Source organism: Prevotella sp. CAG:255 (assembly GCF_000431195.1).
GTDB lineage: Bacteria > Bacteroidota > Bacteroidia > Bacteroidales > Bacteroidaceae > Prevotella > Prevotella rara.
Genome location: NZ_HF986757.1, coordinates 1 through 22,040, shown reverse-complemented (window position 1 = coordinate 22,040; position 22,040 = coordinate 1). Strand labels below are relative to the sequence as shown.

22 protein-coding genes are annotated in these 22,040 nt (G+C 43.8%); 12 read left to right on the top strand and 10 right to left on the bottom strand.

The features are described 5' to 3' along the window. Positions 1-62: 62 nt before the first annotated feature. Positions 63-911, top strand: coding sequence for a patatin-like phospholipase family protein (locus QVO66_RS00335; protein WP_021853366.1), 849 nt, complete (start codon positions 63-65; stop codon positions 909-911). Positions 912-1,350: 439 nt separating this feature from the next. Here the strand turns inward: QVO66_RS00335 and QVO66_RS00330 are convergent, their stop codons facing one another. Then, on the bottom strand, positions 1,351-1,884 hold the full coding sequence (locus QVO66_RS00330) for a DUF805 domain-containing protein (protein ID WP_021853364.1): 534 nt from the start codon (positions 1,882-1,884) through the stop codon (positions 1,351-1,353). 139 nt (positions 1,885-2,023) lie between these two features. Further along, positions 2,024-2,701: a tRNA (guanosine(37)-N1)-methyltransferase TrmD gene (trmD, locus tag QVO66_RS00325; RefSeq protein WP_021853363.1), complete on the bottom strand. Its 678-nt coding sequence runs from the start codon at positions 2,699-2,701 to the stop codon at positions 2,024-2,026. 338 nt (positions 2,702-3,039) lie between these two features. Between trmD and QVO66_RS00320 the strand changes: the two genes are divergently transcribed. Beyond that, positions 3,040-3,312, top strand: a complete 273-nt coding sequence (locus tag QVO66_RS00320; RefSeq protein ID WP_288172394.1) for a hypothetical protein — start codon at positions 3,040-3,042, stop codon at positions 3,310-3,312. Positions 3,313-3,489: 177 nt separating this feature from the next. On the opposite strand, the gene QVO66_RS00315 is transcribed toward QVO66_RS00320, so the two are convergent. The 3 genes from QVO66_RS00315 to QVO66_RS00305 all read right to left on the bottom strand — a co-directional run bounded on the left by QVO66_RS00315 (position 3,490) and on the right by QVO66_RS00305 (position 6,267). Further along, positions 3,490-3,915, bottom strand: a complete 426-nt coding sequence (locus tag QVO66_RS00315) for an HIT family protein (protein ID WP_021853361.1) — start codon at positions 3,913-3,915, stop codon at positions 3,490-3,492. 399 nt (positions 3,916-4,314) lie between these two features. Further along, positions 4,315-4,965, bottom strand: coding sequence for a CatB-related O-acetyltransferase (locus QVO66_RS00310; protein WP_288172393.1), 651 nt, complete (start codon positions 4,963-4,965; stop codon positions 4,315-4,317). Positions 4,966-4,977: 12 nt separating this feature from the next. Next, entirely contained in the window at positions 4,978-6,267 is a 1,290-nt protein-coding gene (locus QVO66_RS00305) for an MATE family efflux transporter (protein WP_288172392.1), read from the bottom strand. A gap of 551 nt (positions 6,268-6,818) precedes the next feature. Between QVO66_RS00305 and ligA the strand changes: the two genes are divergently transcribed. Next, positions 6,819-8,819 carry an NAD-dependent DNA ligase LigA gene (gene ligA, locus QVO66_RS00300; protein ID WP_021853358.1) on the top strand — a complete coding sequence of 667 codons (2,001 nt, stop codon included), beginning with the start codon at positions 6,819-6,821 and terminating at the stop codon, positions 8,817-8,819. Positions 8,820-8,991: 172 nt separating this feature from the next. Then, positions 8,992-9,657, top strand: coding sequence for a B3/B4 domain-containing protein (locus tag QVO66_RS00295; protein ID WP_021853357.1), 666 nt, complete (start codon positions 8,992-8,994; stop codon positions 9,655-9,657). 231 nt (positions 9,658-9,888) lie between these two features. Here the strand turns inward: QVO66_RS00295 and QVO66_RS00290 are convergent, their stop codons facing one another. Beyond that, positions 9,889-11,124: an MFS transporter gene (locus QVO66_RS00290; protein ID WP_021853356.1), complete on the bottom strand. Its 1,236-nt coding sequence runs from the start codon at positions 11,122-11,124 to the stop codon at positions 9,889-9,891. A gap of 115 nt (positions 11,125-11,239) precedes the next feature. Then, positions 11,240-12,277, bottom strand: a complete 1,038-nt coding sequence (pheS, locus tag QVO66_RS00285) for a phenylalanine--tRNA ligase subunit alpha (protein ID WP_021853355.1) — start codon at positions 12,275-12,277, stop codon at positions 11,240-11,242. Positions 12,278-12,418: 141 nt separating this feature from the next. Between pheS and QVO66_RS00280 the strand changes: the two genes are divergently transcribed. The 3 genes from QVO66_RS00280 to QVO66_RS00270 are packed head-to-tail and all read left to right on the top strand — an operon-like array spanning position 12,419 to position 15,101. Further along, the gene (locus QVO66_RS00280) at positions 12,419-13,267 is read left to right on the top strand and encodes a DUF4348 domain-containing protein (RefSeq protein ID WP_021853354.1); all 849 of its coding nucleotides are present in this window, start codon (positions 12,419-12,421) and stop codon (positions 13,265-13,267) included. A gap of 56 nt (positions 13,268-13,323) precedes the next feature. Further along, positions 13,324-14,337: a UDP-N-acetylmuramate dehydrogenase gene (gene murB, locus QVO66_RS00275; protein WP_021853353.1), complete on the top strand. Its 1,014-nt coding sequence runs from the start codon at positions 13,324-13,326 to the stop codon at positions 14,335-14,337. A gap of 2 nt (positions 14,338-14,339) precedes the next feature. Next, on the top strand, positions 14,340-15,101 hold the full coding sequence (locus tag QVO66_RS00270) for an MBL fold metallo-hydrolase (RefSeq protein ID WP_021853352.1): 762 nt from the start codon (positions 14,340-14,342) through the stop codon (positions 15,099-15,101). 731 nt (positions 15,102-15,832) lie between these two features. On the opposite strand, the gene QVO66_RS00265 is transcribed toward QVO66_RS00270, so the two are convergent. The 3 genes from QVO66_RS00265 to QVO66_RS00255 are packed head-to-tail and all read right to left on the bottom strand — an operon-like array spanning position 15,833 to position 16,663. Beyond that, positions 15,833-16,078, bottom strand: coding sequence for a hypothetical protein (locus QVO66_RS00265; RefSeq protein ID WP_021853351.1), 246 nt, complete (start codon positions 16,076-16,078; stop codon positions 15,833-15,835). Positions 16,079-16,082: 4 nt separating this feature from the next. Continuing rightward, positions 16,083-16,430 carry a phage holin family protein gene (locus tag QVO66_RS00260; protein ID WP_021853350.1) on the bottom strand — a complete coding sequence of 116 codons (348 nt, stop codon included), beginning with the start codon at positions 16,428-16,430 and terminating at the stop codon, positions 16,083-16,085. A gap of 14 nt (positions 16,431-16,444) precedes the next feature. Continuing rightward, positions 16,445-16,663, bottom strand: a complete 219-nt coding sequence (locus QVO66_RS00255) for a YtxH domain-containing protein (RefSeq protein ID WP_021853349.1) — start codon at positions 16,661-16,663, stop codon at positions 16,445-16,447. 294 nt (positions 16,664-16,957) lie between these two features. On the opposite strand from QVO66_RS00255, the gene QVO66_RS00250 reads away from it, so the two are divergent. The 5 genes from QVO66_RS00250 to QVO66_RS00230 all read left to right on the top strand — a co-directional run bounded on the left by QVO66_RS00250 (position 16,958) and on the right by QVO66_RS00230 (position 21,606). Beyond that, the gene (locus QVO66_RS00250; protein WP_021853348.1) at positions 16,958-17,452 is read left to right on the top strand and encodes an SPOR domain-containing protein; all 495 of its coding nucleotides are present in this window, start codon (positions 16,958-16,960) and stop codon (positions 17,450-17,452) included. 2 nt (positions 17,453-17,454) lie between these two features. Then, positions 17,455-17,874 (top strand): Holliday junction resolvase RuvX, encoded by a 420-nt coding sequence (ruvX, locus tag QVO66_RS00245; RefSeq protein WP_021853347.1) that lies wholly within the window; start codon positions 17,455-17,457, stop codon positions 17,872-17,874. Continuing rightward, positions 17,874-18,434 (top strand): peptide deformylase, encoded by a 561-nt coding sequence (gene def, locus QVO66_RS00240; RefSeq protein WP_021853346.1) that lies wholly within the window; start codon positions 17,874-17,876, stop codon positions 18,432-18,434. Before ruvX ends, def begins: the two co-directional genes overlap by 1 nt. Before the next feature lie 66 nt (positions 18,435-18,500). Beyond that, on the top strand, positions 18,501-20,471 hold the full coding sequence (locus QVO66_RS00235) for a tetratricopeptide repeat protein (RefSeq protein WP_021853345.1): 1,971 nt from the start codon (positions 18,501-18,503) through the stop codon (positions 20,469-20,471). A gap of 199 nt (positions 20,472-20,670) precedes the next feature. Further along, a complete protein-coding gene (locus QVO66_RS00230; protein WP_021853344.1) occupies positions 20,671-21,606 on the top strand; it encodes an alpha/beta hydrolase in 936 nt (311 codons plus the stop codon). Positions 21,607-22,040 lie beyond the last annotated feature (434 nt).

Here is a 22,040-nt window from a genome sequence, read left to right as displayed (position 1 = left end):
TACTTTAAAATATATGCCGTTAAAACTAAAATCATTAACTTTGCAAAGTTTTTTAGTGAGTTATGCGTATTGACAGAAATACAGGATTGGTTCTTGAGGGCGGCGGCATGCGCGGTGTGTTCACCAGTGGCGTGCTGGACGGCTTTATGAAGCATGACATGTATTTTCATTACGTTGTTGCAGTTTCGGCCGGAGCATGTAACGGCATGTCGTATATGAGCCGCCAGATACGCCGCGCCCGTATTTCCAACATCGACTATCTTTCAAAATATAAGTACATAGGTCTGCGACATCTGGTTACGCAGGGTTGCATCTTCGACCGTAAACTGCTTTATGACGATTTCCCAAATACGTTGCTGCCTTATGATTTTGAAGCATTCTTCAATAATCCTGACGTCTTCGAGATGGTTACCACCAACTGCCTGACCGGACGTGCATGCTACCTTACAGAGAAGCACGACCGCCAGCGCCTGCTTGACATTGTTCGTGCAAGCAGCAGTCTGCCTTATGTCAGCAAGATTGTAAATGTTGACGGCATACCTATGCTCGACGGAGGAATAGTAGACAGCATACCTGTAATGAGGGCCATGGAGCAGGGGCATCACAAGAATGTTGTTGTCCTTACGCGCAACTATGGTTTTCGCAGCAAGGAGAAAGACCATAAGATACCGCGTTTTGTATATAAGAATTATCCACGGCTGCGCGTGGTGTTGAGCCATCGCTGTGAGGCTTACAACCGCCAACTTGAAATGATAGAGGAAATGGAGCGTGCCGGACAGATATTATGCATACGTCCAGAGCGCCCTATGGAGGTCGGACGTATAGAGAAGGATGTAGATAAACTTGAACGGCTTTATGAGGAAGGCTATGCCTTAGGTGAGAAGTTCTGCCGTGAGCAGGGATATTGCTGAGCCAGCCGGTGTCATGTGGCAGCATGTTGTAGGGGCGGGGGGCTAAATGTAGTAGACTTATTAATGCGTAGTCTGTTTCTGCATACTGTTTTATTTCTTGAATTTATGCCGGCGTCAATATCGGCGAGGGCAGGAAAAATGTATTTGCTCTAACTTGTTGATTGTCAATGTGTTGTAAAAGGCCATGTTTTGCATCGCGAAACATGGTCTTTTATAACCTAATATGCCTCCTTTTGCGTTGTGAAAGGAGGCATATTGAAAAACGGATGATTGTATGTCTGTAAACTCCAGCATGAGTTTTTACGATATTTCTTCGTAAAATGTCGTCATGCTTGTCTGTTAAGAGTGATGCAACAATTAGGCAAGCTTGTCCGCTAAAGTTTTTTAGCTGCCATCGTGCTGTAAATCCTTTTATTGCAACTCTTTGTCTGTTTGCTTTTTATTTGATTTCCTGAAAGTCGCCGTTGTTTACAATATATTTAGGCGACGGGCCATATTTATTCTCTTCAGGCTTGCCGTCCATGACGCAGAACACCAGGATGCTGATGTTCAGGAAGAAGAGCAGCAGCATTGAAGTCATGACGATAGGGTCGCTCATGATCTTTACGGCAATGCTTGGGTCAGGATTTACCGTAGTCATGGCCTCGAGATATCCTGTTGACGACATATATATATTGTACAATATATTTATTATGATGCTTGCTGCAACCCACCAGCCTCCGTGTCCGCGGTCGTGCAGGCGGCGCACCGTAACGGAGCAGATAGAGAGCAGAAGGAGCATTGACACAACAGAACTTACGACTTGCATTCCTGCAAGTGACAGATTGAGTACAACGCTTACAACGGCATAAAGAAGCCAAAACCACCATAATTCAGAACGGCGTGCACGGCCCTTAAAGTCGGTCAGTTTGCTTAACACTGTTTTTACAGATTCGCCGAAGCTCATCTGTGGTAATCTTACGATGTCTTCCATAGTTTCAATAAAATTGTTTGTTAATTATATTTGTTATGTCTACGGCTTCAGACACGGGCCGTATTTTCGTTTATTCAGGCCCTGTCTTCTGCACGTCAGAGTGTTTGACATTAATTCAATGTCTCGAATGTATCCAATATTATTCTTTCAGCAGGTCGGGGCGCAGCCGTTTTGTCCGCTCGTAGCTCTGCTCTATCTCCCAGTCTTTTATCTTGGCCTCGTTTCCGCTTAACAGAATGTCAGGCACTTTCCAACCTTTATAGTCGGCCGGTCTTGTATATATAGGTGCCGACAGCAGGTCGTCCTGAAAGCAGTCAGACAGAGCGCTCTGGTCGTCGCTTATAACTCCCGGTACAAGCCTTACTATTGCATCAGCCATCACCGCTGCCGCCAGCTCTCCGCCCGTAAGCACATAGTCGCCTATGCTTATTTCGCGCGTGATGAGGTGGTCGCGTATTCTCTGGTCAATGCCTTTATAGTGTCCGCACAGAATTATCAGGTTTTTCTTCAGCGACAGGTTGTTGGCCACATGCTGGTCAAACTGCTCACCGTCAGGCGAAGTAAATATTACCTCGTCATATTCTCTTTCGGCCTTTAGGGCCGATATGGCCCGGTCTATTGGCTCACACTGCATCACCATTCCGGCAAATCCGCCGTATGGATAGTCGTCCACGCGTTTCCATTTGTCTGTAGAGTAGTCGCGCAGGTTGTGCAGATGTATCTCTGCCAGTCCTTTCTTCTGCGCGCGTGCCAATATGGATTCTCTTACAAATCCCTCGAGCATCTCAGGTAAAACTGTAATTATATCAATTCGCATATTTGCAAAATTATCTAATTTTCTGCCAATATCACAATTTTTAGCCTTTATTTTTATATTTTTTATATAAAACTGCAAGCGAAAAATGATGTCGGTTTAGTTCGTAACGTTATTTTTTTGTGTTAAAAATAATATTGTGTATAGTGAAAAACCGTAAACTTATAATGGCTTTAAGATTAAAATTTCTAAAAAGACATATGTCTGTTATGTCGTCTGAAAGCCTTTTTTTATTAATTTTGTGATGAAAATTTGCAAGGAATCTAATTATTTATTAATCATGTAACTAATTGTTTATCATTATGTCAAAAACGATAGAGCAGCAAATAGAAAAGAGCCGAATGCTCATAACCGGCTTTCGTAGAAACATCAATGTATTGTCTGATAGAGGCGTAACGGAAGCAGAACTGAATGCAATGGACGTAGAACTTTGTAAGCTTGTTGAAATAAATGCAGAGTGCGACAAGCTGCGGGAAGAACTTTCTGTTAAGGTTAAGAATATGAATAGTATTCTAAATGTAGTGAAAGATTCATTCTTTAACTATAAGAAAATAATCAAGCAGAACTATTCGCAGGAAAGATGGATCGATTTTGGTGTTGCCGATAAACGCTGATATGTTTAGATGAATGAAATTTTAAATGTCGGTACTTTATCGTTGTAGCCAAAAGTATTTGATGCTTAATTGATACTGTAGTGCAAATACGTGTCTTGCAGTATAATTGTATATTGTAAATGCCGCCTGTAGGTTTTATTTTCTATTGTCTTACAGGCGGCATTTGTGTTATGTTTATTACAACTCTTTTTTCAGCTTTTCAGCCATGTCGGCATATTCTTCGTCTGTTAGATAAACCTTCTTTGGATTCATCTGAAACACTCCGCCAAAGTCAGGTCCGCCTACATATTTAGGAATCAGGTGGAAGTGTAAGTGCGACAGCGTGTCTGAATATGCACCATAGTTTATTTTGTCAGGATTGAACACCTTCTGCATGGCTCTTGTCACTTTTGCCACGTCTGCCATAAAAGCGTTTCTGTCCTCATCACTCAAAAGGTTGAGGTCGTCCACATGGTCTTTGTAAGCCACGAGACAACGTCCGTGATATGTCTGCTCCTTAAAGATAAAGAGGCGCGACACACTAAGTTTGGCTACTTCAATCATCAGTTCGTGCTGTGTCTCATTGTTTTGGCAATAAAGGCACTCTTTAGGATCACTTTTCATGTTTTTGCTTTTGTTTTAGATTGTTTTTATTATTTCGTTTCGCGTTTTTTTCGCGTAGTGTTTGTCTTTATTTAAAGTTCTGCATAGACATATATTTCTCTCTCGTCATATAAAGTTACGGCATGTTTCAAGTCCAAAGCATAACTAATAATAACTTTATGTTGTTATTTAGCCTGCGCAGCAATATTTTATGCAAAGATACACCAATTCATGATGAATTCAAAATTATTGAAATTATTTTATTTTCAATGGGCTTTATATTTTAATATCGGTCTGATAAATTAAATTTTAAAATCCACTGAAATATGACCTTAAACTCATTGAGTTTTTATATGAAAATCAATGAGTTTTCAGCCATGTTTCAGTGATTAATTTCTGGTGTCGCGTTATTGTGACTATTTATCTCTTAAAATATTCATTTTTTTGATATTTAAGTAATTCGTCAATATCTCCATTAATAATATGTGGCAGACATTGGCGAATCTTGTTTATTGGCCATTCCCACCATTTTAATGTTTCAAGTTTTTGTATTACTCCATCGTCAAACCGTTTGCGTATAGGTCGGGCAGGAACTCCGCCCACTATTGTATATGGAGCCACATCTTTTGTAACGACAGCATGAGCCGCGATAATTGCACCGTCGCCAATGTTGACGCCTGCCATGATGACGGCTTCATAGCCAATCCATACGTCATTTCCTATAATGATATCACCTTTGTTCTCCCATGCTTTTGCCACATCTGATTTTTCTAAGTTCCATTCATCATAAAACAACGGGAATGTATATGTAGATAAAGATTTTAGCGTATGGTTAGCACAGTTGAACAGGAATTTTGTACCACAGGCAATGGAGCAGAATTTGCCGATTATAAGCCGCTCTCGATTAATCGGATAATGGTATAGTACATTATTTTTCTCGAAATGTATCGGGTCGGAAACAAAGTCATTATAGATGGTATAATCGCCGACAATAATGGACGGGTCTTTAATAACAGAGTTCAGATAAACGGTTTGCTTGTCACCTTTGTGAGGATATATCTTATTCATCATCACTTTAAATTTTTAGTATTGTTTATATTTCAAATAAATGACAGATTGTGTGCCGAGTAATATTACAAATAAATATTCCACGGCCCAATAAGCAGCTAACGGGACACAGCAATGTCCTAATGTCCATAATGAAAACAGGTAGACGACGGTAGTAGTCATCTGAAATACGAATACCGTACGCGTAGCTCCTGTTCCTGTAACAGCGTTCAGATATACATAGCCGGGTAATGCAAAGAAATAATTCAGCAGCATGACAATGAATGGCTGTAATGCAGCTTGCATGATTACCTGATTGTCCGTGTAAGCCATTATTATATAATGATGAAAGAGCAATGCAAGAATAACCAGTGGACTGCCTGCTGTATATCCAATACGGATAATTCTGTTACAAAGAGGAAATACATTCTTCTTTTCACCGGTACCGATTAAGTTACTTACAAGCGAACTTGTCACGCCGGCTAATGCGTTGACAATAACGGAAAATAGTGCGGATATGCTTCTTATTATATTTGATACGGCCAGTTCTGTTTCTCCTAAATGTTCAATAGCCAGAAAGAACAGAAACCAAATGGCTACGCTTGTAAAATATTGTAACATACTCCATATCGAAACAAAAAAGACTTCTTTCAGTATTTTCAGATCAAAGGCAAAACATAAGCCATACATGTTTTTGTCAATATGCCGTAATATATATGCAGTCAATACGATGAGTGAACACATTTCTGAAAATGACGATGCCGCAGCTGCTCCTGATATCCCCATGTTAAATTTGAATATAAGGAGCCAGTTCATAGGAATGTTCATAAATACAGCAGTTAAAGCTGCAATATTCAGAGCCTTTGTCTGTGTAATGCCTACTAGAAATGAACGTAGGGCTAAAAAGGGAAAAGAGAAAAACAATCCAAAAATACGCCAGTCAAGATAACTCATAATTGCATTATAGACGTCATCCGAACTAATCAGATTCTTCAATATAACGGGAGAGAATATCTTTGACGATAGATAAATGATGATTGCCAGAACGGACAGAAAAAAGAGCCCTTGCGATAATGTCTTTCCTGTTTCTGCATACCGTTGTTCTCCATTACGGCGGGCGATAACTACTTGTAGGCCTAAACTGAACCCAAAACCGAGCATATATATTGCCAGAAACCATATTCCCGCAAGTGCAGATGCACCTAATTCCACATCGCCTACATGTCCCAAGAACAAAGCGTCTGTTATGTTTATCAGTTGTTCGATAAAGATACTCATCATCACAGGGAAAGCGATGAGCCATATTTTTTTGTATGTATAATTCATTTGTTCAAACAAATATGACACAATAAGTTATGCCGTTTTCTGCAGCGTAACATCTTGTAGATTTATAATTATGGATAATGATAAAATAATAATGGACAAACTTATAATATAAGTCTGTCAAAGAAACGATATAGCGTTTGTCGGGTTGCTATTCGTTGGGCATTGCTATATGCATACTTGCCATTTCATATTGTTGAACAATTCTATGCTTTGCTGTTGCAAAGATATTAAATTTATTTGTACTTGATAACTTTTATGGGCGTTTTGTTAATGACATTTATTTCTTCTATATATAAATTTGTTGTGTTATTGCTGTGCGGTGATTTATTATTTAATTTATTTTAGATAGAAACTACATTGCTGTTTTGCGAAAATTTGCATTATCTTTGCATAAGATATAGCTGCGCTCGGCATAGTCATCCAAGCGAGCATGGTGCCTTTGCTCTCACTTGCATCATCTTTGCATAAGATATATGCGGCTATATATAAGCAAGCACGATAATGGCTGTTGTCGGTTTGCGTTGCATTGTTTTTAGAATATATTTAAGTTTATGACAGACGAAAGACAGAGAATATTGCAGCTCAGAAAGGAACTGCACGAACATAATTATAAGTATTATGTGCTTAACCAACCTGAAATAAGCGACCAGGAGTTTGACTTCATGATGAAGGAACTGCAGGAACTGGAGGCACGTCATGAGGACATGTTCGACCCCAATTCGCCTACACAACGGGTGGGCAGCGACATTAATCAGGAGTTTACGCAGGTTACGCATAAATATCCAATGCTGTCGCTGGCTAACACATACAGCCAGGAGGAAGTGGCCGACTTCTATAACAGCGTTAAGAAAGGGCTTAACGATGAAGACTTTGAAATATGCTGTGAACTGAAATATGACGGTTTGTCTATATCTCTTACCTATGAAGACGGCAAACTGGTTAGAGGAGTGACGCGTGGCGACGGCGTTCATGGCGACGATGTGACAGCCAACGTAAAGACGATAAGGTCGATACCGCTGGTGTTGAAAGATGGCGACTGGCCTAAGGAGTTTGAGATAAGGGGCGAAATTCTTATGCCTTGGAACGTGTTTGAAAGACTTAATCAGGAACGTGAGGCTGCCGAAGAACCTCTGTTTGCCAATCCGCGTAATGCGGCAAGCGGAACGCTTAAGAGTCAGAACTCTGCTTTGGTGGCGAGTCGCAACCTAGATGCATACCTCTATTATCTGCTTGGCGACGAACTGCCCGGCGACGGCCATTATGAGAATCTTGAAAAGGCACGTGAGTGGGGCTTTAAGATAAGTGAAGGAATGCGTAAGGTGAAGACGCTGCAGGAGATTTATGACTTTATTGACTATTGGGATACAGAGCGTAAAAACCTGCCTGTGGCAACAGACGGCATTGTGCTGAAGGTGAACTCACTCAGACAACAGAGAGCTCTTGGCTATACTGCTAAGAATCCGCGCTGGGCCATAGCCTATAAATTTAAGGCAGAAAGAGCCTGTACACGTCTTAATGAAGTGACATTTCAGGTGGGGCGTACCGGAGCTGTTACTCCTGTAGCCAATATGGAGCCTGTTCAACTGGCCGGAACAACCGTAAGGCGTGCTACGCTCAACAACGAAGACTTTATACGCAGCCTTGACCTGCATATAGGTGATTATGTGTATGTTGAAAAAGGTGGCGAGATTATTCCTAAGATTGTCGGTGTTGACATTGAGCAGCGCCCGATTATAGCCCAGCCAGTGACATTTGTAACCCACTGTCCTGAGTGTGGAGCCAAGTTGGTAAGGTATGAGGGCGAAGCCGCATATTATTGTCCTAATGATGCCGGATGCCCTCCTCAGATAAAGGGGCGCATTGAGCATTTCATCTCGCGCAAGGCAATGAACATAGACAGTATTGGACCTGAGACCGTTGACGATTTCTATAGACACGGACTTGTTCGTAATGTTGCCGACCTGTATGACATTGAAGTGCAGCAGATAAACGGCGACGGCAGCCGTCAGAAGTCGGCCGAGAAGATTGTAAACGGCATTGAGGCATCTAAGCAAGTGCCGTTTGAACGTGTGGTCTTTGCGCTCGGAATAAGATTTGTAGGCGAGACAACGGCACGCCTGCTTGCCCGCCATTTCAAGACTATAGATGCCCTTGCCGCGGCAAGCCTTCAAGACCTTTTGGAGGTGGAGGGTGTAGGCGAGGTTATAGCCAAGAGCGTTATGACCTATTTCAGAAACCCAGTAACGATGCAGATAGTAGAGCGCTTGCGCGGATACGGGCTGCAGATGGCGCTGAGCGAAGAGCAGATGTCGTCGGCTACCGACAAATTGGCCGGAAAAAGCATTGTTATAAGTGGCGTGTTTGCACATCATAGCCGCGACGAATATAAACAGATGATAGAGCAGAACGGTGGTAAAAATGTAGGCAGCATAAGCGGCAAGACATCGTTTATATTGGCAGGCGAGAACATGGGACCGGCAAAACTGCAGAAAGCCGAAAAGCTTGGCATACAGATTGTGGACGAAGAGACGTTCCTTAAGATGATAGAATAATGGACTTAGTTACTTGTTCTTTGTCTGTAAGGATGTGCCACGTTTAGCGATGATGAAAGGTTGTGCGCGGTTAAAATGTTGTCATAACGTCTTGACTGGGGCATTCCTGACAGGATTAAAGCATAGCGATAATTAAGTTTGACAATTGACTGAAGTATAAAAATAACTGAAGATGAAAGTATTGGTTTCAGAAGAGATAGAGAGCGTCTGCCCAGGCTTTGTAGGTGCGGCAGTTAGCGCAGAGGTCGTAAACACGAAATATAACGAGGACCTTTGGAAAGAAATAGAAGAGTGGGGGGCAAAGTATCGTGCCGGATACACCACGGAGACAATAAAGCATATATCCGGAATTGAGGCCACACGCCGCGTGTATCGTGCCTGCGGCAAGGATCCCAGCCGCTATCGTCCGGCTTCAGAGGCTCTGATAAGGCGAATGCTTCAGGGCAAGGCTCTATATCAGATTGACACGTTGGTAGACCTTGTAAATCTTGCAAGCATTGCCTATGGCTACAGCATCGGTGGCTTTGACGCAGACAAGTTTGTCGGCGACACGCTCACGCTCGGTGTCGGGCGTGAAGGCGAACCTTATGAGGGTATAGGCCGCGGAATGCTCAACATAGCCGGACTGCCCGTGTATCGTGATGCCGCAGGAGGTGTGGGCACTCCTACAAGCGACAACGAGCGCACAAAGATGGAGATGTCCACTAAAAATGTGCTGGTGCTTATCAACGGATACGACGGTAATGAAGATAATGTAAGGGCCAACGCCGAATTTCTTGTAAGACTGTTCGAGAAATATGCGCAAGGAAAAAACTGCAGCTATTTTGTATACAGATAGCCCTTTCGGCATTTTTCCCTGTTAAAAGAGCTTTTGATAATAGTAGGGGTTAAAGCCATTCCTTTTGTGATGACTTTAATCCCTTTGTCTTTTTATATACTGCATTATTATTGTCTTTTACATTGCAGAAACTATCTCTTTGCAATATAAAAATGAATATACTTTAAATGCGCTTTTTTACGTTTTTTTCCTTCATTTATACAGCTTTCTGATGAAAGCGTAAAATCAGTGTTATCTCAGCTTATTTTTGTTGTAATGTGGAGTAACTTTGCATACAAAGAATATCAGTGAGACAGTGCAGAGAACAGAACCTATAAGATATACCATATAAAATGTGAAGTGCTGGGCTATTACTCCACTGCTTAATATACCGATACCAATGCCTACGTCCCATGCCGTAAGATAAGTGCTTGTGGCCGTGGCGCGCTGGTTGTTGGGTGCAAGGTTGATGTAGAGCGTGTTCATTGCCGGGAAGATAATGCCGAACCCTATGCCGAGAAGCAGCGGCACGGCAAAGAAAATCCATTCGGCTGCGTTCATGCTCTCTGGAGCAATGAAGCGGCACATGCTTAGCATGAAGAAGGCAAGGATGACAGGGTAGAGCCCCACGTGTATGCACTGTGTGATATAGCCTTGGTCAACTTTCTTGCCTGCAACAAGGCGCGATGCTCCCATGCCTACGGCCATGAGTGTAAAGAAGAAACCCGAAGGCACATCGAGATGAATTTCGCGGGCATACATTGCAACGAAGTTGGTTGTGGCACCATAAGGTATCGACAGCATCAGCAAGGCTATGCTTACGGGTATGCCTTTTATAAGGATAAAGCGGTCGAGCGAGAGCTTGCTGTTTGTGGTAGCTGTTTCTGCCTGTGGTTTTTCCTGTTGCCTGTTTTTTATCGATTCCGGGGTGCGTGCCTTTACGCATATTGCGCATAGCAGTCCGACTAAGCTGAACAGCATGCCTGTGATGAAGATGCCCTCATAGCTAACGTGGTCGTGCATGAATAGACCGGTCATAGGGCCAAGAGCCATTGCCGTGTTATTGGTCAGTCCATAATACCCCAGGGCTTCGCCGCGCCTGCTGCTGGGCGTTATGTCAACGCAGAGCGTATTGCCTCCTACGGTTACGCTGCTGAAGGCTATGCCGTGGAGAGCGCGCAGCACGATGAACCATGTAAGCACTCCTGCCGTCATGTAGCCGAGGAATATTGAGGCGCAGACAAAATAACAGAGAATGTAGATAGGCTTGCGCGGAAACTTGTCCATCAGAAAGCCCGAGAACGGGCGGACGCACAGGCCGCTGACCGTGTAGCAGCACAGTATGGCACCAAGCATGGCTTCAGGGCAGTTGTATGTTTCTTTGAGATAAAACGGAAGAATAGGTATTAGCAGCCAGAAGCCGAAGAACAGAAGGAAGTTGGCTGCCAGGATGAACATATAACTGCGTGTGAAAAGGCGCTCTTTCATGTTGATAACTGATTTAAGGGTTTATGGCATCTGCCAGACAGGCATAAAGGGATAAAAACGAAGGAGGTGAAAGTCGTTTTTACTTTTCACCTCCTTGAAATGTCGTTATATTCTATCAGTTGGCCGATTCAAATTCTCTTAAGAATCTTACATCGTTTTCAGAGAACATGCGGAGGTCTGACACCTGATATTTCAGGTTGGTTATGCGCTCCACACCGAGTCCGAAGGCATAACCGCTGTACACTTTGCTGTCTATGCCGCACAGCTCAAGCACGTTGGGGTCTACCATTCCGCATCCAAGGATTTCCACCCATCCTGTGTGTTTGCAGAATCCGCATCCCTTGCCGCCGCATATGTGACATGATATGTCCATCTCGGCACTAGGCTCTGTGAACGGGAAGTAGCTTGGGCGCAGGCGTATTTTGGTGTCTGGACCGAACAGCTCGCGTGCAAATGTCAGCAGCACTTGCTTAAGGTCGGTGAACGATACGTTTTTGTCTATGTAAAGACCTTCAATCTGGTGGAAGAAGCAGTGGGCGCGCGCAGTGATTGCCTCATTGCGGTAAACGCGTCCAGGACAGATAATTCTGATAGGCGGCTGTGTTGTCTCCATCACGCGTGCCTGTACAGAGCTGGTATGGCTTCTGAGCAGAATGTTCTTTGTTACGTCATCCGGATTAGATTCTACGAAGAATGTGTCCTGCATGTCGCGTGCCGGATGGTCGGCGGCAAAGTTCATCTTTGTGAACACGTGCAGGTCGTCTTCAACTTCAGGACCGTCGGCAAGGGTGAAGCCCATGCGTGAGAAGATGTTGATGATCTCATTCTTTACGATGGTGAGCGGGTGGCGTGTGCCCAGCTCTATCGGATAAGCTGTGCGTGTAAGGTCGAGGTCGTCGTCCTGAGCTTCGGCAGTCTCAAACTGTTCTCTAAGCGAGTTGATGCGCTCAAGTGCAGTTTGCTTAAGTTCGTTGATTTTTATTCCGACCTCTTTTTTCTGTTCTGCCGGCACATTGCGGAAGTCGGCCATAAGGGCATTAATTTCGCCTTTCTTGCTAAGGTATTTCAGTCTCATTGCCTCAATCTCTTCGGCATTAGAGACCGTAAGACCTTTTACTTCTTCAAGAAGTTTCTCAATTTTGTCGAGTATCATGTTAACGATAAATTTATATGCGTATTAAAATATTGCTGCAAAGGTAACATTTTTACATTGAATAATGTCATAAATCAAAATAAAGTTGTACTTTTGCGCAAATTTTGAGAGATTGTTACTTACGAAAGGAGTAGTAAAATTATGAAAAAAGGGGTTGTATCAGTCTTTGTAATTTGTGCATTCTGTGTTTCTACAATGATGTGGACAACGGGATGTACGGACAAGAAGCCTGCGGCAGACACACTTGTTGTTGATTCTGTTCCCGACACTACGGCTGTAGACACCATGGATCAGCTGATTTCTGAGCAGCAGATGCCTAAGGCCGCCGACGAATTGTTTGACGACTTTATTTTTAACTTTGCGGCAAACCGCAAGTTGCAGATGAAGCGTATTGTTTTCCCATTGAAGGTTGTAGACGGAAAGAAAGTGTCCTATATCCAGAAGTCAAAATGGAAAATGGAGCATTTCTTCATGAATCAGGGTTATTATACGCTTATCTTCGACAATACGCGGCAGATGAACGTTGTTAAAGATACGTCGATAAACAATGTCGTGGTAGAAAAAGTGTACTTGAAAAGGAAAAAAGTGAAAAAGTACATGTTTGAAAGACAAAACGGCCAATGGATGCTTGAGTCTATTCAGACCAACGCCATGTATCAGAACACAAATGCCTCATTCCTCGCATTTTATCAGCGTTTTGTCACCGACTCTGCTTTCCAGGTTGAGAGCCTGAACAATCCTGTTGTTTTTACCGGACCTGACCCTGACGATGATTTCAGCACAATGACAGGCGAGATTGATCCGGGCACATGGCCGGCCTTTGCGCCGGAACTCCCTGCCGACTTCATATACAATATAATGTATGGACAGAAATATACCGAGGGACGCCAGAAGATTTTTGTTATGCGCGGAATAGCCAATGGTATGGAAATGCAGCTGACGTTCAAGCGTATCGGAGGAAACTGGAAACTGACAAAGCTGTCTGAATAAGACATGTATTGTCATGCCGGATATTTTTGTTGTAGGATTTTAAAATTAAGATTTAAGTGAAAGATTTTTACGATTTTAATCTCAAGGAGCACAATACATTCGGTATAGATGTAAAGTGTCGCCGTTTTATAGAGTTTGAGAGTGTAGACGAATTGTTGCAGATCGTAAATTCGCTTACAGACGCTGACAAGCCGTTGCTGGTGCTTGGTGGCGGCAGCAATATGTTATTTACGGCCGATTATGAAGGCACAGTGCTGCATTCGGCTATAAAGGGCCATGTCGCCGTCCAGACGGACGAAGGCATAATGTTGCGTTGCGGCAGCGGAGAGGTGTGGGACGACATAGTGAGCCTTTGCGTGTCCAACCGTATGTACGGAGCAGAGAATCTTTCGCTTATTCCCGGTGATGTAGGCGCGTCTGCCGTGCAGAACATAGGCGCTTATGGAGCTGAGGCTAAGGACATAATTTTGAAGGTTGAGGCCGTGGACCTGCAGACCGGAAAGATGTGTGAGTTTACAAACGAAGAATGTGAATATGCTTACCGCAAGAGCAAGTTCAAGGGCGAGTGGCGCACCCGCTTCGTGATAACATATGTAACCTACAAACTTTCAGAAGTGTTCTGTCCATGCCTTGATTATGGCAATATAAGGGCTGAACTCGAGAAGCGCAACATAAAGGTTCCTACGGCAGAGCAGCTCCGCAACGTGATAATTGACATACGTAACGAGAAACTTCCTGATCCGAAGATTGAAGGCAATGCCGGAAGCTTCTTTATGAATCCTGTTGTACCGAAAGCAAAATATGAGGAACTTGTGGCCAGGTTAGGCAATGTGCCTCATTATAGCGTTGATGATAATAATGAGAAAATTCCTGCCGGATGGATGATTGACCAATGCGGCTGGAAGGGCAAGTCTCTCGGTAAGGCGGGCGTTCATTCGCGTCAGGCGCTGGTGCTTGTCAACAGAGGCGGTGCCGAGGGTAAGGATATTGTTGCACTCTGTGATGCCATAAAGCGTGACGTGAAGGACAAGTTTGGCATTGATATTGTTCCAGAAGTGAATATAATCTGACAATGAAACTCACTTTTCTTGGAACGGGTACTTCGGTTGGAGTGCCGACTATAGGCTGCAAGTGCAAGGTCTGTACGAGTAATGATCCGCATGACAAGCGCCTGAGGGCGTCTGCCATGATTGAAACGGACAATACAAGAGTTGTTATCGACTGTGGCCCTGACTTCAGGGAGCAGATGCTTGGACTTGAGTTCAGAAAGATTGATGCCGTATTGCTGACCCATATTCATTATGACCATGTTGGCGGATTAGATGATCTCCGCCCGTTCTGCCAGTTCGGAGAGGTTAATGTCTATTCCGATAAGCATACCGCCGACGGACTGATGCATACAATGCCTTATTGTTTTGATGAAAACAAATATCCTGGTGTGCCGAAGATTAATCTCAACACAATAGAGCCCCATGAGTCATTGCGCATTGGAGATTTTGATATTATGCCTGTAAAGGTGATGCACGACAAGATGCCAATTCTTGGATACAGAATAGGCCGCCTGCTTTACATAACAGACATGAAGACAATCAGCGAGAGCGAATTTTCTTATTTCAGCGGGATAAAGACGCTTGTTGTCAATGCGCTGCGCTTTGCCCCCGAACATCATTCCCATCAGACTGTTGCAGACGCAATTGCCTTTGCAAGAAGGGTAGGTGCTGAACATACATATTTTACGCATATGGGGCATGATATCGGCCTGCATAGTGAGACTAACGGCATATTGCCTGAAGATATAAATTTGGCTTACGATGGTCAGATTATTGAGATTTAGCCCCTAAAATGAGCTTAAAGTGTTAAAAGTGTATAAATAGGATGTATTTTTTACACTGATATTTGGAAGTATGGGATTTAATGCATACCTTTGCATCGTGTTTTTCATAGTATTAGATTTAAGGTTAACAAGGTTGGAGTACAGCGGTACTCCTTTTTTTGTGTCCGTAAGTTTTAGGGACACGGGTTTAAGTCAGTAGAGGCGTGCTTTTTGCGTGTTATAAGCAGGCCGGTGCTGGCTTAAATTTTTTATGTTCAATGTTCTTTTCTTTGTGTATGCAGTCAGACGAAACTTAAATATTTTGATGGTTAGCCGGACGTTGTCATGGCGTTGTCATGAGTATGATTTCTGCATGGATTTATTGTTTGCGTATTGTGTCTTTCCTTTTTGGACCCAAATCGGTTTAGGATTCGGTCTTAATTTTGTTTTATATTGAGCTGATTTTCATTAGATTTTTTGCAGGAGTAGTGGGTGGCATCAGGAAAAAACGGAAAAAGACACAATAGAAAACAAAAAGACGGCAGAAGATGTCGGCTTGCTTGCGTGATTAAGCCGTATATGGCATAATGGCCGGTTGTGGCTTAATATCTGGTGTCGTATGTAAATACATACTTAAATCCTTGGTTTTTGTGCCGGTGCTTGCATGAAAACGGTTTGCACGCATGCTGCATATTCTGTACAAAACAGATATGCAGGATGGCCGTTGTGTGAAAATGATACTGCCAGATATGTTACCGTTTCTTGAATTTGCGGTATATCTTCCATACGAACAAGAAACCGTCGATAAGACCCGTCCCTGTGCTTATTACAGACGCCACGGTGATGCCCTTCTTTCTTTCTGGTGATTTCTGAAACAAGCTTTTCCATTTTTTGCCAATGTCGGCATTGTCTTTTCTCATTTCAGCAAGAATGGCCTCTTTGCGTTCTCTTATTTCGCTTATGCTGTTGTATGTCTGTGGTTTTGTGGCGTTGTCCATGTGCTTATTCTGTTAACAGACTGGTTATGAATCTTACGAGCGGTTTCTCTATTAGGCTTTTTCTGAAAATTGTCAGCAATACAAAGATTAATATGTAGAACGATGCCATTATTCCGAATGCGGCAGGGAAACCCATAGACGGCGCCATTGCAAATACGATGGCAAACGACACATATATGAGTATTGCGATGAGTATCAGCGAAAACAGCGTAAAGAGCAGTATGGCAGTAATCAGCCTCACTGTCTTTTCTGTAATTTCGAGCTTCAGGTATTCACCCTGAAGCCCGATACGATGTTTCACCAACTCTACCAGTTGGCCTATTGTTTCAATGTTTTTATCGCTTGAGAACATTTGTCAGCTGTTTGTTAAACTTCTTCAGCCTCAGCTGCGTCTTTAATATCTGATGCGAGGTCGCTCATTTCTTTGCGGCTCAGCTTGATATTGTGCTTTTGGCAGAAATCGTCAATTGCGTCAGTTATTTTCTCGCGAGTGTCTTTTCCTCTTTCGGGTGCCAGAAGCAGACCTACTGCAGCTCCGGCGATTGCGCCTCCTAAGAATGCGCCGATGTAACCTAGTGTTTTCATAAATTTTGATTTTTAATTATGTGAATAATAATTTTATTTCTCTCGGCATGTGGGCAGTCGTCTTTGTTTAGGCTTTTCTGCCGTTGGTGCTTTGATTTTGTTCGTAAGCAAATTTAATGATTATTTCTTAAATACCAACGTTTTTACCGGTTTTTTTTGTCTGAAAGGGCGTATTTCTTTTATTTAACAAACTTTATGTGCGGTTTGTCAGAGTTTTTGGCTGTTTTTGTGTAATTTCGCACAATATTACGTAGAAAATATGTTTAATTTCTAAATAATAAGATAAGGGAAATTATGAAAAAGTACACTGTATTGTGCGCCGGCCTTTGTGTGGCGTTGGCATTCACTGGTTGTAAATCATCAGAGAGCGCTTACAGAAAAGCTTATGAGAAAGCTAAGGCTCAGGAAGAGCAGACTGCAGTTCAGAATCAAGGCAGCGAGGAGATAGCTGTTGTTACTCCGGTTGTTGAGAAGCCTGCAACAGAAACGGTTGTTGTTGACAATGTAGACAATGTGCCTGTACGTCAGGAGAGCCTGTCTGTTGTCAGCGGTGCAGGACTTAAAAACTTCAGCGTCGTTGTAGGTTCTTTCTCTGTACAGGCTAACGCTGAAGGATTGCAGAGCACGCTGAAGAGCCGTGGCTATGATGCACAGATCGCATACAATTCTTCAAATCAGATGTATCGTGTCGTTGCCGGTACGTTCGACATCAAGACCGACGCTGTGCGTAGCCGTAACGAATTGCGTTCTGAGTATCCTGACGCATGGTTACTGTTTAATCAGAAATAATTGTGGCCCGTATACTGTCGATTGATTACGGCAAGAAACGGACAGGACTGGCTGTTACCGATCCGGCTCAGATTATAGCAGGCGGACTGGTAACAGTTGCCACGTCTGAACTGTTCAGCTTTTTGACGGATTATATTAAAAAAGAACCCGTTGAGCGGATTGTAATAGGTGAGCCTAAACAACCGGACGGAAGGCCAAGTGAGAATATGGCAAGAGTGGTACAGTTTGTAAACCGCTGGCGCAAGGCTTATCCTGAAATCCCGATTGAATTTTATGATGAACGTTTTACTTCCGTGCTGGCTCACAGGGCGATGATTGACGGCGGTCTGCATAAAAAAGCACGGCAGAACAAGGCGCTTGTCGATGAGATAAGTGCCACGATAATATTGCAAAGCTATTTAGAATCTGTTAGAAGAAGATAATGATATTACCTATATATATTTACGGACATCCTGTGCTGCGTAAGGAGTCACAGGATATTAATGCTGATTATCCGGGCTTGAAGGAGCTCATAGACAATATGTTCGAGACGCTTACCGAGTCAGACGGTGTCGGACTGGCTGCTCCTCAGGTGGGACTTAATATACGTCTGGCTGTTATCGACCTTGACGTCTTGTCGGAAGAATATCCTGAATACGAGGACTTCCGCCGTGCTTACATCAACCCCCATATTGTTGAGGTTGACGACAGCGAGGTCGTTTCAATGGAAGAGGGCTGCCTCTCAATCCCTGGCATCCATGAGAGCGTAAAGCGTGCAACACGCATACATGTTAAGTATATGGATGCCGATTTCAATGAGCACGACGAGTGGGTTGAGGGTTATCTTGCCCGTGTTATGCAGCACGAGTTTGATCATCTCGACGCAAAGATGTTTATCGACCGTGTGTCGCCTTTGCGCCGTCAGCTGATAAAGAGCAAGCTGAAGGCTATTCTGCAGGGACGTTTCCGCTGCAGCTATCGCACTAAGGTTGCCAGACGATAAGCCCTTCCGGCTTTTCGTCTGATTTTTTGGCTTGTAGGTATTTGTAGTTTATTCTGAGAGGTTGTTATGCGTAAGTTCGTAATATCGCTGCTGCTATTATTGGCATCTGTAGGAGCGTCGGCACAGTTTCGTACCGACCGGCTCATTGATGTCGGCAGGAGCGCGCTTTATTACGAGGATTACGTTCTCTCCATACAATACTTTAATCAGGCCATCCTTTCTAAGCCTTATCTTTATGAACCGTGGTTTTTCAGGGCTGTGGCAAAGTTTTATCTTGATGACTATGTCGGTGCGGAAAAAGACTGTACTGAGGCCATCAGGATAAATCCTTATGTGTCTGACATCTATGAACTCAGAGGCTTGTGCTTTATCAAGCAAAACAGGTTTAGCGAGGCAATATCCGACTATGACAAGACGCTCGAATTTAATCCTTACAGCAAGAATCTGTGGTATAATCGTGTGTTGTGCAGGATAGAGGAGAAGGACTACGACAAGGCCAACGCCGATCTCGACTCGATGATGAATATGTGGAAGAATTATTCGAAGACGTATTCACTTAAGGCCGAGGTCTGCCTCCAGCAGAAAGACACCGTGGGCTGTGCCAAATATCTTGACAAGAGTCTTGAACTTGACCCTTACGACGGCGACGCATGGACAATGCGTGCCATGATAAGTCTTTCGCAGCAGAAATGGAAAGACGCCGACGCACAGCTGTCCAAGGCCATACATCTTAAGCCCAATACGGCCAACAATTATGTTAACCGTGCCTTGGCCCGTTATAACTATAATAATCTGCGAGGTGCCATGGCCGACTACGACAAGGCCATAGAGATTGATCCCAACAACTTTCTTGCCCATTACAACCGTGGCCAGCTGCGTGTGATGGTAGGTGATGACAACAGGGCCATTGAAGACTTCGACTATGTTATAAGCATGGAGCCCAACAATGTGATGGCCATTTACAACCGCGCCATACTGCTCGAGCGCACCGGAAACATACGGGGAGCCATACGCGACTATACCACTATCATCAACCAGTATCCTAATTTCTGGGTTGGTCTTAACAGCCGTGCAAGATGCTACCGTAAACTTGGTATGACGGCCAAGGCCGAACTTGACGAGTTCCGCATATTCAAGGCGCAGATGAACAAGCATTATGGTGTTCAGCCGCGCTGGAGCAAGAAGAAAAAGCACGAGGTGCGCAAGAAGAGCGAGATTGATTTCGACAAGTATAACCAGCTTGTAGTGGCAGACGACAATGCCGTCACTCATGAATACTCTTCGTCATACCGCGGACGTGTGCAGAACCGTAAGATTGACGCCGTGTTCCTGCCAATGTTCCAGCTGTCGTTCAGCCAGTATGACAACGGCGTAAAGTCTTATCAGGCATACGACCGCGATGTGGAGCAGTTCAACCTCAGGCAGAAGCCTTTGCGCAAGTTGTATGTACGCTGTGATGTAAAGACCCTTACCGAAGACGAGAATAAGGCCGTGTTTGCTGTAATCGACTCGTTGTCGGCGGCTATCGGCGCATCACGTAACATTGCTAAGGAGAATGGACTTCTTATTCAGCGTGCCGTGGCAAATACCGTGGTGCAGAATTATGCCGACGCTATAAGCGACCTGACTGTTTATATCAGTACCGACAGCACATCTGCCATGGCTTATTGGCAGCGTGCGGTGTGTCAGGCCCGCATGAACGAGTTTGAGGCATCGCAAGGTAAGGATGTCGGACTGCTGACGCTGAATGCCATGGCCGACCTCGACAAGGCGATAAGCCTGAGCCCGCACAATCCCTATGTATATTACGACCGCGGCAATCTGCATGCTGTAAGTAAAGACTATGTTAAGGCTGTTGCTGACTATACAAAGGCCATTGAGCTTGATCCCAATTTTGCTGAGGCATATTATAACCGGGGCATTGCAAACATTAACTTGAAGAAAACCGAAGAGGGCATACGCGACCTTAGCAAGGCGGGCGAATTAGGCCTGTATAATGCATACAGTATCATAAAGAAATACAGCAATAAGAAGTGATGCGGCCTTGCTCGCGAGGCTTGCCCTTAAAATGTCTTATATGATAATACTGCCGCTTTGATGCCGCAGATGAAAAACATGATGATTCGTTATCGTATATTTTGCAATTCGTTGCGTCGGACTCATGTCCCTATGGCTTTATTGCCTTATCCGATTGTCTGCATGGAACTATTGTTTTTTAGTGAATGAAATATAGATTATGAAAAAACTTTTTATTGCTTTGTTGTTGACAAAGATGCTGTGCGCCAATGCGGCAGGCGATGGCATGGTTGTGGCCGACGCCGGCGTTTCCGGAGGAAAGTTATACGAGTATAAGAATTTTCCCACTTCACTTATTCAGGCAAGAAACGTTTATGTGTGGGTTCCTGAGAATTATTCTTCACAGAAAAGATACGATGTTGTGTATATGCACGACGGGCAGATGCTTTTTGATGCGGAGACAACGTGGAATCATCAGGAATGGAAGGTTGACGAGAACGTCTCGGCATTGATAGCTGAAGGCAAAATACGAGACTGCATAGTTGTAGGAGTGTGGAATATTGCTGAAAGCAGATTTCACGATTATTTTCCGCAGAAGACGCTTAACTATATGTCTGAAGCAGAATTTTGTGAGTTCGACAAGGAACTTGACGCCTCGAGGATGAATGCAGACAGCTATCTGAAGTTCATCGTAAATGAGCTGAAACCATATATAGACAAGAATTTCTCTACAAATAAAGGCCGTGAACACACCTTTCTTATGGGGTCAAGCATGGGCGGACTGATTTCTCTCTACGGCTTGTGCGAATACCCCGATGTGTTTGGCGGTGCAGCTTGTCTTTCGATGCACACGCTCATGGTAACCTCAAAGCTGATGAACATCCGTAATACGGAGATTGCGGCTCCGGCATTTTGCAGATATCTTGAAGAAAAGCTGCCCGAGGCCAACAGGTCGAAGATATACATAGATTATGGAGACAAGACTCTTGACTCATATTATGCCCCTTATCAGCAGAAAATAGACGATGTCTTGCGCAGAAAAGGGTGGCATGTGCCTTATTGGACAACAAATTATTATGCAGGCATGGCTCATACTGAGACCGACTGGGCAAAGCGCCTTTTTATACCATTTATGTTCCTTCTGGAGAAGGAGTAGTTTTGCAGCCGTAAAAATCGTAACTTTTACGGCTGTTTATGTTATTGATTTGATATATTTGTATCGAAATGCTGATGATTGTTAACTCTCCGGCTTGGTATTTGTTTCAGACTGTTAGTGATATGTTTTTGCATCGTAACTCGGCCACTTTTGTGTGATAAACGGCCTGTTTTCTGACCGGAAACCATAGAGTTTTTTGTGCAATCCGATAATCGTCGGTTTTAAAAAACAGCAAGACAAATGTTCTGTCGGTTTACAAATCAACTGGCACATTTGCTAAGAGATGCCCGAAGGGCTACACTTCCGTAACCGTGGGTGGCACACCCACGGATGCAAAGGCACGAGAAAAATCACCCGAAGTGGTGATACTTTTTACAAAAAGGCACTCTTTCAGAAAACATGTTTTAAAGTAGCACCTCTTCGGGTGCATGCTT